Source organism: Cellvibrio sp. pealriver (assembly GCF_001183545.1).
GTDB lineage: Bacteria > Pseudomonadota > Gammaproteobacteria > Pseudomonadales > Cellvibrionaceae > Cellvibrio.
In genome coordinates this window covers 3,227,636-3,242,278 of sequence record NZ_KQ236688.1, presented here as the reverse complement: position 1 = coordinate 3,242,278, position 14,643 = coordinate 3,227,636, and the positions used below count along the sequence as shown (strand labels likewise).

10 protein-coding genes are annotated in these 14,643 nt (G+C 47.8%); 9 read left to right on the top strand and 1 reads right to left on the bottom strand.

Going from position 1 to position 14,643, the window contains the following annotated elements; genetic code table 11:
• Positions 1-101 precede the first annotated feature (101 nt).
• On the bottom strand, positions 102-569 hold the full coding sequence (locus VC28_RS14085) for a hypothetical protein (protein WP_049631192.1): 468 nt from the start codon (positions 567-569) through the stop codon (positions 102-104).
• 260 nt (positions 570-829) lie between these two features.
• On the opposite strand from VC28_RS14085, the gene VC28_RS14080 reads away from it, so the two are divergent.
• The 9 genes from VC28_RS14080 to garD all read left to right on the top strand — a co-directional run bounded on the left by VC28_RS14080 (position 830) and on the right by garD (position 14,635).
• Positions 830-1,039: a cold-shock protein gene (locus VC28_RS14080; protein ID WP_049631191.1), complete on the top strand. Its 210-nt coding sequence runs from the start codon at positions 830-832 to the stop codon at positions 1,037-1,039.
• Positions 1,040-1,252: 213 nt separating this feature from the next.
• A complete protein-coding gene (locus tag VC28_RS14075) occupies positions 1,253-3,001 on the top strand; it encodes an ABC transporter transmembrane domain-containing protein (RefSeq protein ID WP_049631190.1) in 1,749 nt (582 codons plus the stop codon).
• A 97-nt stretch (positions 3,002-3,098) separates the two neighbouring features.
• On the top strand, positions 3,099-4,001 hold the full coding sequence (locus tag VC28_RS14070; protein ID WP_049631189.1) for a LysR family transcriptional regulator: 903 nt from the start codon (positions 3,099-3,101) through the stop codon (positions 3,999-4,001).
• A gap of 642 nt (positions 4,002-4,643) precedes the next feature.
• Positions 4,644-7,526 carry a TonB-dependent receptor gene (locus VC28_RS14065; RefSeq protein WP_049631188.1) on the top strand — a complete coding sequence of 961 codons (2,883 nt, stop codon included), beginning with the start codon at positions 4,644-4,646 and terminating at the stop codon, positions 7,524-7,526.
• Positions 7,527-7,662: 136 nt separating this feature from the next.
• Positions 7,663-8,865 (top strand): glycoside hydrolase family 88/105 protein, encoded by a 1,203-nt coding sequence (locus tag VC28_RS14060; protein ID WP_049631187.1) that lies wholly within the window; start codon positions 7,663-7,665, stop codon positions 8,863-8,865.
• 89 nt (positions 8,866-8,954) lie between these two features.
• Positions 8,955-10,346: a glycoside hydrolase family 28 protein gene (locus VC28_RS14055; protein WP_049631186.1), complete on the top strand. Its 1,392-nt coding sequence runs from the start codon at positions 8,955-8,957 to the stop codon at positions 10,344-10,346.
• A gap of 112 nt (positions 10,347-10,458) precedes the next feature.
• The gene (locus tag VC28_RS14050) at positions 10,459-11,520 is read left to right on the top strand and encodes a lactonase family protein (protein WP_049631185.1); all 1,062 of its coding nucleotides are present in this window, start codon (positions 10,459-10,461) and stop codon (positions 11,518-11,520) included.
• A gap of 140 nt (positions 11,521-11,660) precedes the next feature.
• Entirely contained in the window at positions 11,661-13,070 is a 1,410-nt protein-coding gene (locus tag VC28_RS14045) for an MFS transporter (protein ID WP_082191546.1), read from the top strand.
• Between the two features lie 17 nt (positions 13,071-13,087).
• A complete protein-coding gene (gene garD / locus VC28_RS14040; RefSeq protein ID WP_049631184.1) occupies positions 13,088-14,635 on the top strand; it encodes a galactarate dehydratase in 1,548 nt (515 codons plus the stop codon).
• The last annotated feature ends 8 nt before the right edge of the window (positions 14,636-14,643 follow it).

Here is a 14,643-nt window from a genome sequence, read left to right as displayed (position 1 = left end):
ACAGGTATTTGCGATCAAGCGTAAGAATGTGGTTTTAGTTTACGCATCTGCCTGTATTAAAACGATGGGTCAACGAAGGTGCGAATCAACGAAAAATTCGATCATTGCATGCTTGTGGTGTTATCGTCGCAATTATTTTTGAGTTTGGTTATAGCATCGCTATAAAGTGGATTTAAAAGTTCTAATTGCTTATCGCCTAAATAGGTTTGTGCAAATTCCCATGGCGCGACACCGTTATTCCAATCGCAATGGATGACCGCAATCGTCGCAAGGTTTTGCGCAACCGAGGTCTTTAAATAAGGCGAATAATTTTTGTCTTGTGCAAAGGCGGCAAATTTATCCAGTTCCGCGACATAAAAATCAGCCGTTTTCTGGAAGCTCACCTTATGTACCCCGGCTTGCTCCATAATCGCTTTGACATACATGGGCTTAAGTGTGCTTTGGGTGTTGGGCCAGTCAGCAAGGGTGAAGCCCCCTTCTTGCGCCCAACTGTGGCAGGCGATGCAGAGGGATAACAGCAGCAGTGAGAGGCGCGTGTATAAACGGCAGTGCAGGCGTAGGGATGACATAGCAGGTCTTCATTTATCTCAAAAGGATTGGAAGTATCCAATTATATTCCGAAGGTCTGGCTGCAGGTTAAAATCCCTTTGATTGACATTAGTATAAAGGCGTGTAAACTGAGTCTTAGCTTGAAAGTACGTCTAATATTTATGCACCACATTTCGAAGTTCCTACGTAGTATTTCGTCCTGTTTACATAAGTAATTCCCACATTTCCAGCACAAACCACCCTTCGGGGTACACTTACTTTTGTATTAATAGGTAATACTATGTCTAAAACAACTACTGGCACTGTTAAATGGTTCAACGAAGCTAAAGGTTTCGGTTTCATCGAGCAAGAATCTGGTCCAGATGTATTCGCTCACTTCAGTGCTATCTCTGGTACTGGTTTCAAAACTTTGGCTGAAGGCCAAAAAGTTAGCTTCACCGTTACCCAAGGCCAAAAGGGCCCACAAGCTGAAAACATCCAAGCTATCTAATTATTTAGATGCTTGCTAGCGACCAAGGTCGCTGGTGTTAACGCTAAAAAGGCGAAATCTTCGGATTTCGCCTTTTTTATTGCCTGCATTTTTTGTGCAGATGTGTCGTTTTTGTCGCCAGTGACCTGACAAACATCACCTCTTACATCTTCCTGCTTGTTTTTACATGGGTATCGCCCAATCTGTTCTGTACTTCACTCTTTCGGAACAGTTATGACTCATCCGCTCTCCCGCCGCCAAATCCTGCTGGATTTGCTTCGCCCTTACCGTTTGCGCATTGTGTTTGCGTTTATCGCGCTACTGGTTGCTGCCGTGTCGGTGCTGCTGATTGGCCAAGGCTTGCGGCAGGTGATCGATAAAGGTTTTGTGGCGGGGAGCGCACAGTGGCTCAACTACGCGTTATTGGGCACGTTGGTTGTGATTCTGGTGATGGCGGTGGCCACCTACGCGCGTTTTTATCTGGTGTCCTGGTTGGGTGAGCGCATCACGGCGGATTTACGCCGCAATGTGTTCTCGCATTTATTAACCCTATCGCCAGAGTTTTTTGAGCAGAACCGCACTGGCGATGTGCTATCGCGCTTGACCAATGACACCACTCAGTTGGAGACGGTTATTGGCTCCAGTGTGTCCATGGCGTTGCGCAATGCGCTGCTGTTGTTAGGTGGGTTGGTGATGTTGGCCATCACCAGTTTGAAATTGACGCTGTTGGTATTGCTGGCGATTCCGTTTGTATTGGTGCCGATTATTATGTTCGGGCGGCGTGTGCGTAAATTGGCGCGTGCGACCCAGGATTCGGTTGCCGATGTTGGTGCCTACACCGATGAAGTGATCCATGAGATTCGCACAGTGCAAGCTTACGGGCATGAGGCGGAATCGGTACGTGAATTCAATGAGCGGGTTGAATCGACATTCGCAACCGGCATCAAACGCATTCGCCAACGCGCGTTATTGGTGGTGGCAGTTATCACCTTGGTGTTCAGCGCCATCGCACTGATTTTATGGGTGGGCGGGCACGATGTGCTCAGCGGTGCGATTAGTGCCGGTGAGTTATCGGCATTTATTTTTTATGCCGTGATTGTTGCCAGTGCGATGGGCACTATTTCTGAAGTGATTGGCGATGTGCAGCGTGCAGCAGGTGCTACTGAGCGATTGGTTGAGTTGTTGGCAACGCAATCCAGTTTACCGCAAGCGCCGCATCCGCTGGTATTTCCCGGAAAAGTGCGGGGTGAGATCAGCATGCGCGGCATTAACTTCGCCTACCCATCGCGCCCCGATACGCCGGTATTTACCGGGTTTGATTTACAGATTAATCCCGGCGAAAAAATTGCGCTGGTCGGGCAATCGGGCGCAGGAAAAACTACCGTATTCCAATTGCTGCAGCGATTTTACGACCCTCAAGCGGGCGAGATTTTGCTGGATGGCATCAATATCAAAGAAGCCGATATTCACGCACTGCGCTCGCACATTGCCGTGGTACCACAAGATCCGGTGATTTTTGCCGCAAGCCTGCGCGATAACCTGCGCTACGCGCGGCCAGATGCCACCGATGCCGAAGTAATCGCCGCCTGCGAAGCGGCATTTGCAATGGAATTTATCGCGCAGTTGCCGGAAGGCTTGGACAGTTTTCTGGGTGAGCGCGGCGTACGTTTATCGGGTGGGCAAAAGCAGCGCATTGCAATTGCGCGCGCAATTCTCGCTGACCGCCCAATCTTGTTGTTGGATGAAGCAACCAGCGCACTGGATTCCAACAGCGAGCAAAAAGTACAGCAAGCCCTGGAAACGCTGATGCAGAACCGGACAACGATCATGATTGCCCATCGTTTATCGACGGTCGTGAATGCCGATAAAATTTTGGTGTTACAGCAGGGGAATATTGTCGCCAGCGGAACCCATCAGGCATTGCTTGCCAGCAGTGAGTTATATCAGCAGCTTGCACGATTGCAGTTTCAACGGGAGCCTTAGCCGCTGATAAATTTACTGGCGATATTCGCGCATCTGCAGTGGTCATCTAATATCATTAAGGAATTGGTGTTTTGTGATTGATGCGGATGATGAATAGATGTTTGAGATAAGCCAGTTGCGCTGCTTTGTAGCAGTTGCCGAGGAATTGCACTTCAGTCGCGCAGCTGAGCGGCTCAATATGACCCAACCACCGCTGAGCCGGCAGATACGTCTGCTGGAGCATCAAATTGGCGTACAACTGCTGGAACGTACCAGCCGCACCGTGCGTTTAACCGCGGCAGGCAAGGCATTTTTCCCTGATGCTGCACGTATTTTGCGGATGGCCGAAGAAGCGGCCGCCACTGCAAGGCGCAATGCAAAAGGTGAAAAAGGCTCCCTGTCGATCGGTTTTACCGCCTCTTTTGGCTATAAATTGCTTCCGGAAATTGTGCGCCACTTGCGCGAGCTGGCACCGGATGTCTCGCTGACACTCAAAGAGTTGGTGACAGGTGCACAGTTGGAAGCGCTCCATTCCGGTGTGCTGGATATAGGTCTGGTGCGCCCGCATAACCACGAAGGTGAGCTGGAGACTGCGCTGCTTGGCAGTGAAGAACTCTATTTGGCGATTCCCCGGCAAGAGGCTGATCATTGGCCGGAGCAGCCGGGCTTGGACTGCCTGCATGAAAAACCTTTTTTGATGTATTCCCCCTACGAAGCGCGCTATTTCCACGATTTGTTATCCGGTTGTTTCCTGCAAGCCGAGGTGTTGCCGCAGATTGTGGAATATGTGGCGCAAATCCATACCATGTTGGCCTTGGTGAAGTCCGGAATCGGTGTCGCGCTAATCCCCAAATCTGCCTGCAGCCTCCACTTTGAAGGGTTACTGTTGCGCAAAGTGTTAACCCATCCAGCCAAACCAGTGCAAATGGCCTATAGCTATCGTAAAGATAACCACAACCCCGCGCTGGAGACCTTATTGCAAGAGGTGTTGCCCGGGTTTATGGCGGAATTGATGGATTGATAGCCAGTTTGCACAGTGGTATTGGGCAGTTTTGATACACAAATTAAATAGGTGTGAATAGCAATTGGTTTGATTTGTATATGATTAGCTCGCAAAATCGAACCAACTGATTTGCGATCAGGTGCAAGTTTCACAGGGCTTTCACCGCAAGGTATCGCGATTCCGTCGGTCACTCTGGTTCGGCTAGCTGGTTCTACTTCGTCCGGAAAGGTCGTGATTGTTGTTTGCCTTAGTTACACTCATAGCGTAATTCCTGCGCTTCTTTAACGGGGCGCAGGTTTTTTGTTTGGCAATGAGTGAATTTTTCTCTCTCGTGTTATAGCACTAGAATTTTATAAAAGCGGTTACAAATTTTTTAAAAAAATAATTTTTATAAATTGAAAATTAAAAAACTTTTAATAGAAAGCAAATAAAAAAATTATTAATACAACGTTATAAAAATTGCATATCGGCAATGTGTAATGACTTCGGCCTATGGATTGCGCAACGAAGCTTGATCAGCATAAAAATCTATTTCAATAAACACTAAAACTAAAATAGTTATTTGGAATAATGGCGTGATCACGACTTCTGTTTAATAAACGACACTCAAACCGATTTGCTAATTAATAAAAACGTCAGGTAATAATAATGGAGAGCTCTATGAAAAAGTTTGCAGTTAACCCGCTTGTGTTTGCTATTGCAGCCAGCATGATCCCCGTCACCAGTTATGCTCAGGACTCCGAGGTTGAGGAAGTTATCGTGACCGGTAGTTTCCGCGCCAGCTTGGCAAATGCGCTGAATACCAAGCGCAACTCGGCCAACAATGTCGATGCAATTGTCGCAGAAGACATGGGCAAAATGCCCGACCTTAACCTCGCTGAATCTTTACAGCGCGTTCCCGGTGTTGCGATTACCCGCGAAGGCGGTGAAGGGCGCAATATTACCGTGCGTGGTCTTGGCCCCGGTTTTTCTGCAACAACTTTAAATGGAATGGAAGTACCATCAAGCACCGGTGGTCTTGACTCCTCTGGCGGCGTGAATCGCGGTCGCTCGTTTGACTTCAACGTGTTTGCATCAGAATTATTTAATAAAATTGTGTTGAATAAATCGGCCAAAGGCTCACTGGAAGAAGGTGGCCTTGCTTCTACAGTTGAGCTTTATTCTGCCAAGCCTTTTGATAATCCGGGCTTGCATGCCGTTGTTGGCGGATCAATGGCCGTTGATAACCTGACCGGTGAAGATGACCCGCGTGTAGTCGGTATGTTTAGCAATACATTCGCGGATGATAAGTTGGGTGTGTTAGTGAGTTTTGCACAATCCGAGCGCAATATTCGTCAGGAAGGTTTTGGCAGCGTGCGCTGGACATCGGCTTTTGATAACTCCAACAGAAGTTTTGTTGGCAATGATTCTACAGTTGCTATCAGTGGTGGTACTCCAGATCCGCTAGCTAACTATCCTGATCTCGATCAAACCAGCGCAAAATTCGCCAATGAAAAACTCGATTACATGTTGTTCCCGCGTTTACCGCGTATGGATTCATTCAACACTGATCAGGAGCGTACCGGTGTAACAGGTTCATTCCAGTTCAGACCAACTGATCGCATGGAATTTACGTTGGATTATTTGAAATCCGATCTGAAAACGTCCGTCTCTTCATACAATTTCTTTGCGCAATTCCGCAATACCTTTGCATCCATCACGCCCACCAATATTGTGTTGGATGACGCTGGCCGCGTTGCGATTGCCGGTGAATTTACCGGTGTTACCCCGCGCGTAGAAAGCCGTGGCCAATTCAGTGATACCGAATTCGAACAAGTTGTGTTGTCAGGAAAGTTTGACCTTACTGATAATTTAAAATTGGATCTGATGTTTGGTAATGCCGCAGTGGTGCACGACGAAGAGCAGTATCGTTTTAACCTTGATGCGCTCAATCCGAGTTATGCAAACGCCGCTGCACCTACGCGCAAAGCGATCAACGGATTGAATCCAACCTATTTTGCTTATGATTTCCGCAGCGATGGCGATATTGCGGAAATGAGTTACGGCTTTGATATTACTGATCCGTTGAATTATCACTTCACTGCGCCGACATTGCGTAAAGATATTGTGGAGCGTGAGAACGATACTTTCCGCGCAGACCTGACCTGGGATCTGGATGAATCCAGTATCAAAACCGGTGTGATCTGGAATGACCGCAACATTACCTCCGAGCGCCATGATCCAACCGCCGGTTCGCTGACCGATCCTGTTGCAAAAGTGAATACCGGTTCGGGCACCGCAACTATTCTTCCAATCACCCAAGCTACTGTGAATTTGACGACTACCTTGGATAAAGTATCCAAAGGTTATGGCGATGCAATTAATCCACCTGCGGGTTTCCCGACGAATTTTATTGTGAATGATTTTGCTGCAACCAAAGCGGCTTATAACGCAGGCTCATTTACATTGAATCCGAATGACCCTACCACCTTCGATGTCACCGAAACGACAACTGGTGCCTACACCGAATACAACCGCAATATGCAATTGGCGGGCATGCCATTAATGGTCAATGCCGGTTTGCGTTATGTTGAAACGGAAGTGACTTCTATTGGTGTTGCCGGAACCGAAATTTCAAAACGCGAGAGCGATTACAAAGAGTGGCTGCCCTCCATGAACGCCACCTTGGAAGTGGTGGATGATGTATTGGTTCGCTTCAGTGCCAACAGAAATTTATCGCGCCCTAATATGTCGAGCATGACCGCGACTGTTAACGCAACGCCAATCAATGGCAACCTGAATATCGGTAACCCAGGTCTTAAACCAACGATGGCGGATGCTGTTGATTTAGGCGTGGAATGGTATTTTGCGGAAGAATCCGTAGTGGCGATTACCTTCTTCCACAAAGATATTGATAGCTTTATTTTGAGTGACACTGTGGCGAGCACCTTGTCGCCGGAATTGAAAGCGATTGTCGCAACGGCATTCCCGCAAACCAACCCAAGCTCACCGACGTTTGATCCTAATGGTGTAAGTATTAACGATGAGTGGAACATCTCTACTCCGGTTAATGGTGAAGGCGCAACGGTGGATGGTTATGAAATTTCCTATCAACAACCGTTCAGCTTTTTGCCTTCCACCTTTGAAGGCTTAGGTATGTTTGCCAACTACACCTACGTGGATTCTGAAATTACTTACCCTGGTGATATCAAAGGTCCATTAAGTGGTTTATCGGAAAACAGTTACAACTACGGTGTGTACTTTGAGCGTGAAAACTTTGGTGCGCGCGTAGTCGTGAATGGTCGCGATGATTACGTAACTTCAATTCCTGGCAGTGATCGCAACTATTCCGAAAACACCACTGGTCCAACCCGTGTGGATATGTCGGCGTTCTACAACATTACCGACAACGTCAAAGTCAGTCTTGAAGTGATTAACCTGACAGAAGAAGACGAGCGTCTTTACACCACTGGCCCGGTCACCTCAGGTGGCGATTTGGATTTGGTGCGTGAGGTGAATAACACTGGCCGTGAAATCAGCCTTGGAATTCGCGCGACCTTCTAAGTTGTCATCCACAAGTCAGTACCATTAGCAGCAATAACCGGATCATTACTATTGATTAATGATCCGGTTCTTTCCTCTAAAGCATTCCCGCCGCGTAGCATGCGGTATTGATGCTGTTCCGAGTGTGGTGTTCTCCATGAAAAAAATATTTCTGTTGGTATCTTCTCTTATTTTTGGGGCTGCACTTAGCGTGAGCTGCGCAGCACAGGCAGAACAAACGCCGTTGGCGACTACCGAGCTAATGGCTAACTCCATTATGCAGCGCCACCCCGAAGCCTGGACCATGCGTGAGTTCAAGCAGTTAACTGAGCCTGAGTGGGGCTATCCTTATTCACTGGTGTTGTACGGTTTTCAAAAACTCTATGCACAAACCGGCAATGAAAAATATCTCGCCTACGGTAAAACGTTTGTCGATCAACTCATCGATAAAAACGGCAAAATTCACGGTTACTCCCAGACGGAATTTAATATTGATTCCATCAATCCCGGCAAACTTTTATTTTTACTCTATGAAAAATATAAAGACCCGCGCTATTTAACGGCTATGCAAAGTTTGCGTGTGCAATTGCAATGGCAGCCGCGCACTACCGGCGGCGGTTTCTGGCACAAAAATATTTACCCTTGGCAAATGTGGTTGGACGGCTTGTATATGGGCGCGCCCTACTACGCGCAATTTGCACAAGTGCACAAAGAATCCAGCGCATCGTTTGATGATATTGCGCACCAGTTTTTGCTGATTGAAAGCAAAACCCGCGATGCCAAAACCGGATTGCTGTTTCACGCCTGGGATGAAAGTCACTTACAAAAATGGGCGAATAAAGAAACAGGTTTATCGCCGCACTTCTGGTCGCGCTCTATGGGTTGGTATGCCATGGCGTTAGTCGATACGCTTGATTACTTCCCCAAAAATCATCCCAAGCGCAAAGACTTGATCCGGTTGTTAAACGAATTGTCGGAAGCTTTATTAAAAGTGCAGCACCCAAGTCATCTCTGGTATCAGGTGACAGATCAGGGTGATCGCTATGGTAATTATTTGGAGACCTCCGGTAGCGCCATGTTTGCCTATGCCTTTGCCAAGGGTTACAACAAACATTATTTACCGGAAAAATATAAAGGTATCGCACGTAATATTTTTGATGGGATCGTAAAAAATCATACTGAATTGGATAGTCAGGGCATGCTGCATTTAAAAGATACCTGCGGTAGCGCAGGCCTGGGCAATGAACCCTATAGAACGGGCACCTTTGAGTATTATGTCAGTGAAGCCATCCGCACCGATGACCCTCATGGGTTGGGGCCATTTATTTTGGCTGGTGTCGAAATTGCGCAATTTAAATAATGTATTCAGCGAAAAAACAACGTCTATAAAAGCAGCGCCTATAAAAGCAACACCTATAAAAGTAACGTTTATAAAAAGTGAGAACCACTATGTTATCAACCACTCTATTCCCCAGTCTGCGAAAAATCAGCATCTGCTTATTGTTGATGCACTGTGTTGTGCTATCCAGCGCTCAAGCCTCGACGCATTTTTATAAGAAGTCGGATTGGAAACAAATGGATGTCATTCTTAAAAAAATTGAATCACCAAAGATTCCCGAGAATACTTTTGTGATTACCGACTTTGGTGCAAAAAGCGATGGCGCAAGCGATGCCCGTCCTGCGATTCAAAAAGCGATTGCCGCTGCTGTTGCCGCTGGTGGTGGTAAAGTGATTATCCCTGCCGGTAAGTGGTTGTCCAACGGGCCTGTGCATTTGCAGAGTTTTATTAATTTACATGTAGCAGAAGGCGCAACCCTGTTATTCAGTGCAGCGGCAAAAGATTACTTGCCTGCGGTATTTACCCGCTGGGAAGGCACAGAAATTTACGGTTATTCACCGCTGGTGTATGCCAATAATGTTACCGATGTTGCTATCACCGGTACCGGCACGATTGACGGTAATGCCAACAGTGAATTCCATGCGTGGCATACACAACAAGCCGATGATATTGCGGCGCTGCGTAAAATGGGTTTTGACGGTGTGCCACTGGAAAAACGTCAATTCGCTGAAGGGCATTTTTTGCGTCCATCGCTGATCCAGATTGTGAATGCAAAACGGGTGTTGCTTGAAGGCTACACTGCGATCAACTCCCCTTTCTGGGTTAATCATTTGGTGTACACCGACCACGCACAAATGCGCAAAGTCAAAGTAAATAGCATGTTCCCGAACAACGACGGTATTGATATTGATTCGGGCCGCTGGGTGGTGATTGAAGATAACCATTTCCGCACCGGTGATGATTCGGTCGTGATTAAATCCGGCCGCGATCTGGATGGCCGCACCATTGGTCGCCCCAGTGAAAATGTGGTGGTGAGAAATAATATTCTCGATGGTGAAGACGGTGTGGGCCTGGGCAGTGAAATGTCAGGCGGGATTAAAAATGTCTTTTTCACCGATAACACTTATTTAAAAGGCACATCGGTTTTCCGTTTAAAAGCAAATCTTGATCGCGGTGGCAGTGTGGAGCATGTGCGCATCCGCAACACGAAAATTGGTGAAGCCAAATATTTATTCTGGTTTGACTTGAGTTATGTGGCGGGTTATCTGGGCGGAAATTTTCCATCCAAATATCACGATATTGTGTTTGAAAATATTGTGGCAGAAAAAGTGGATACTTTTTTTATCAGCCACGCCCCGCAAGTGCAGCCATTGGAAAATGTATTGTTTAAAAATATCCAGGTGAAATCTGCCAAACAGTTTATGGATTTTACCAACCTGAAAAATGTGACCTTTACCGACTTGCAAATCAATGGACAAACATTGTCGGCGCATTTTGAATAATTCTTCCACTATTGGCGCTGTTGAAAAGACGATGCCTGTGCCCGGACTTGGTTGCCGGGCATGTTTATTATTACTCTGTTCGTTCTTATTTGGGTTCTGTGCTATTTCCACAATGGCCTCAGCAACAACAACCTCAGCAACAATAGCCTCTGCAACAACAGCGGTTTATATCGCCAACAGCGATTCGCACAGTCTGTCTGTATTTTGGTTGGATGAACAAACCGGCAAAGCTGCATTGCAACAAACCCTTGCGGTGCGCGGTGCAGTCATGCCGCTGCGTTTATCGCACAACAAGCGGCTGCTTTATGCCGCGATCCGCTCGGAGCCTTATCGCGTGGCGGTGTTTGATATTGATCCGCACACGGGTTATTTAACTGCGCGAACATCAATCCCTTTGCCCGATAGCATGGCCAATATCGATCTTGATCGCGCGGGGCGCTATTTATTGTCGGCTTCCTATGGAGGCAATAGCATTAGCATCCAGCCATTGGATTCCGAGGGAATTCCTGCGGCGCAAGCGCAGGTAATTAAGACAGGTGCGCACCCGCACCAAATAACCGCGGACCCTGAAAATCAATTTATTTATGTGTCGTTACTCGGTGAAAACCGCTTGGATTATTTTCGGCTGGGTGATGAGACTCCACATACAACAGCGCTTGAGTTACCGGCAGGTTCCGGGCCGCGCCATTTTGTTTTTTCCAAACAAAAAAAGCGCGTTTATGTACTCAGTGAATTAAGTGCGCAAGTGCAAGTTGCTGCGCGCGACCCTTCAACGGGAGTGTTGAGGTTGCGCGAATCGCATTCGCTTTTGCCAGCAGGGAATGCGCCTTGGGCGGCCGATATTCATTTAACGCCGGATGAACATTTTTTGTATGTATCGGAGCGCAACAGCAATAGCCTATTTGGTTTCAGGGTGGATCAGCAATCGGGGCGCTTGCGCGCGCTGGGTAAATGGACAACCGAACATCAGCCGCGCGCGTTTACAATTTCTGAGAGCGGGCGTTATCTGTTAGTGGTTGGGCAAAAATCCCATCACCTGCAGGTGTTTGCGATAAATCCTGCAACGGGTGCGCTGACCGTAACAGAGCGCAAGGCAACCGGTAATAATCCTTCCTGGGTGGAAACGCTTGCATTGAAAGCGCGCAGCAATAAACCGGAAGTACAGAATGAGTGAATGGTATTCATGCGCAAACTGGATTAATCCATTTATCGATTGGTTTGATTTGGCATTCATTAGCTCGCATCATTTAAAAGACTTAATAACGTAACAATAACCTAACAATAAAACGATTCAACCAATGCGGGAGTTGATTCATGGCCAATGCACCAGCAAACGGCGCACCCGACATAAACCAAAGCGGTAGCCATCTATCCGCTAATCAGGGGGTTATCAGTACAGCGACTGCAACGCGTGCCCGTTGGGGAATTTTGGCGATGCTATTCATCGCCACCACTATCAACTATGCCGACCGCGCGACAATTTCTATCGCCGGATCTGATATCGCCAGCGATCTTGGTTTATCGCCTATTGAGATGGGTTATATTTTTTCTGCGTTTGCCTGGAGTTATGTGTTGGCGCAAATTCCCGGCGGTTGGTTGCTGGATAAATTTGGTTCCCGGTTGACCTATTTTGCGAGTATTTTTTTATGGTCCACTTTTACCCTGCTGCAAGGGTTTGTGGGTTTTTTAACGGGCGGTGCCGCATTCATTATGCTGATTGTGTTGCGCTTGTTGGTCGGTGCAGCAGAAGCGCCTGCCTTTCCCGGTAATAGCCGTATTACCTCGGCGTGGTTTCCCACCCATGAGCGCGGGCTGGCAGCATCTATTTTTAATTCGGCGCAGTATTTTGCAACCGTTGCCTTCGCGCCCTTAATGGGCTGGATGGTGCACAGTTACGGCTGGCAAAGTATTTTCTTTTTTATGGGCGCACTGGGAATTGTATTGGCCGGTATCTGGTTAAAAACGATTTTCTCACCCAAACAACACCCGCGCGTCAATGCCAGCGAATTGCGTTACATAGAAGAAGGTGGTGCGCTGGTTGACCTTGATAATTCCACGCAACAAAACCAGCGTGTTGATACCTTCAAGTGCATTAAAGAATTGCTTGCCTCGCGCATGTTGCTCGGTGTGTATATCGGGCAGTACTGTATTAATTCGCTCACCTATTTTTTTCTCACCTGGTTTCCGGTGTATTTGGTGCAAGAGCGCGGCATGAGTATTTTGCAGGCGGGTTTTTTGGCATCGCTTCCGGCGATTGCCGGATTTTTGGGTGGTGTGTCTGGCGGCTGGCTTTCTGATCGCCTGACCAAAAAAGGTTACTCTCTCACCTTTGCGCGAAAATTGCCGATTGTGGTGGGCATGTTAATGTCCACCAGCATGATTGCGTGCAATTACGTGGATACCGATACGCTGGTGATTGCGATTATGTCGCTCGCCTATTTCGGCAAGGGTGTAGGTGCGCTGGGCTGGGCGGTTGTAGCGGATACATCGCCAAAAGAGGCGGGCGGTTTGTCGGGCGGATTATTCAATACCTTTGGTAATAGCGCCGGCATAGTCACGCCAATTGTGATTGGTTACATAGTGCATAGCACCGGTTCATTTGCGGGTGCGCTCGCTTATGTGGGGGCGCATGCGGTTGTGGCGATTGTCAGTTATTTGTGTGTTGTCGGTGAGATTAAACGCATCACCCTGAGCGATTCAGTGAGTGCACCTGCGGCACAATAATTTTTTGAGGTTTTAGTATGTCCCAAGCGGTTATCAAAATGCATCCGGCCGATAACGTTGCTGTCGTTGTCAGCGAGGGTGGGTTAGCGGCGGGAACAGAAGTGGCAGGCGGTGTGATACTGCGTGAAAATATTCCGCAAGCACATAAAGTGGCGTTGAAAAATTTCGCGCAGGGCGATGCGGTGATCCGCTACAACGTTACCATCGGTTATGCCAAAGACAATATCGCCGCTGGCAGTTGGGTAAATGAAAATGTATTGATAATGCCCAATGCGTTAGGGTTGGAAAATTTACCTATCAGTACGCGTATTGGCACTGCAGGCGAGCCGCTGGATAATTTTACGTTTCAAGGCTATCGCAATGCCGATGGCAGTGTGGGTACGCGCAATATTTTAGCCATCACCCAAACCGTGCAGTGTGTAGCGGGTGTGGTGGATTACGCGGTAAAGATTATTCGCGAACAATTATTGCCAAAATATCCGAATGTGGATGGCGTAATTGGTTTGTCGCACAGCTACGGTTGTGGTGTGGCGATAGATGCACCGGCAGCGCCAATTCCCATTCGCACTATTCGCAATATTTCGCTCAACCCGAATTTTGGTGGCGAAATAATGGTGATCAGTTTGGGTTGTGAAAAATTACAGCCATCGCGGTTAATGCCCGCCGGATCAATTCCTGCAACCGTTGTTGATGGCCCGCAGGTCGTGTGTTTGCAAGATGAAGAACATGTGGGTTTTATGAGCATGATCAATTCCATTTTGCGGCAGGCGGAATTTCATCTGGAGCGATTAAATAAACGCACACGCGAAACCTGTCCGGCCTCAGCCTTGGTGGTGGGCATGCAATGCGGCGGCAGCGATGCGTTTTCCGGCATCACTGCCAACCCTGCGCTGGGTTACGCAGCCGATTTATTGGTGCGCGCCGGTGCAACAGTTATGTTTTCAGAAAATACCGAAGTGCGCGATGGTGTAGACCAATTGACTGCGCGCGCAGCAACGCCGCAAGTGGCCGCCGATATTATTAAAGAAATGCAGTGGTACGATAATTATCTCGCGGCGGGTATGGTTGACCGCAGTGCGAATACTACGCCCGGAAATAAAAAAGGTGGTTTATCGAATATTGTTGAAAAAGCCATGGGCTCAATTGTGAAATCCGGATCATCGCCCATTGTGGGTGTGGTGTCGCCGGGTGAGCGTTTGCGCGATCGCGGTATTACCCGTGGTTTGGTTTATAACTCCACACCCGCGAGCGATTTTATTTGCGGCACTTTGCAATTGGCGGCGGGAATGAATTTGCATATTTTCACCACTGGCCGCGGTACGCCTTATGGGTTGGCAGAGTGCCCAGTGATTAAAGTAGCAACGCGAACAGATCTGGCGCGCCGCTGGCACGATCTTATGGATGTGAATGCCGGGCGTATTGCCGATGGTGAAAAAACCATTGAAGAAATGGGCTGGGAAATTTTCCAGTTAATGCTCGATGTTGCCAGCGGCAAAAAAACCTGGGCCGAACATTGGAAATTGTATAACTCACTGGTGTTGTTTAATCCTGCACCGGTCACCTGATGTGTACC

Excerpts from the sequence above, each read along its gene's own strand:
- VC28_RS14085 (WP_049631192.1), bottom strand. The coding sequence starts at position 569 with ATGTCATCCCTACGCCTGCACTGCCGTTTATACACGCGCCTCTCACTG.
- VC28_RS14080 (WP_049631191.1), top strand. The coding sequence starts at position 830 with ATGTCTAAAACAACTACTGGCACTGTTAAATGGTTCAACGAAGCTAAA.
- VC28_RS14075 (WP_049631190.1), top strand. The coding sequence starts at position 1,253 with ATGACTCATCCGCTCTCCCGCCGCCAAATCCTGCTGGATTTGCTTCGC.
- VC28_RS14070 (WP_049631189.1), top strand. The coding sequence starts at position 3,099 with ATGTTTGAGATAAGCCAGTTGCGCTGCTTTGTAGCAGTTGCCGAGGAA.
- VC28_RS14065 (WP_049631188.1), top strand. The coding sequence starts at position 4,644 with ATGAAAAAGTTTGCAGTTAACCCGCTTGTGTTTGCTATTGCAGCCAGC.
- VC28_RS14060 (WP_049631187.1), top strand. The coding sequence starts at position 7,663 with ATGAAAAAAATATTTCTGTTGGTATCTTCTCTTATTTTTGGGGCTGCA.
- VC28_RS14055 (WP_049631186.1), top strand. The coding sequence starts at position 8,955 with ATGTTATCAACCACTCTATTCCCCAGTCTGCGAAAAATCAGCATCTGC.
- VC28_RS14050 (WP_049631185.1), top strand. The coding sequence starts at position 10,459 with ATGGCCTCAGCAACAACAACCTCAGCAACAATAGCCTCTGCAACAACA.
- VC28_RS14045 (WP_082191546.1), top strand. The coding sequence starts at position 11,661 with ATGGCCAATGCACCAGCAAACGGCGCACCCGACATAAACCAAAGCGGT.
- garD (WP_049631184.1), top strand. The coding sequence starts at position 13,088 with ATGTCCCAAGCGGTTATCAAAATGCATCCGGCCGATAACGTTGCTGTC.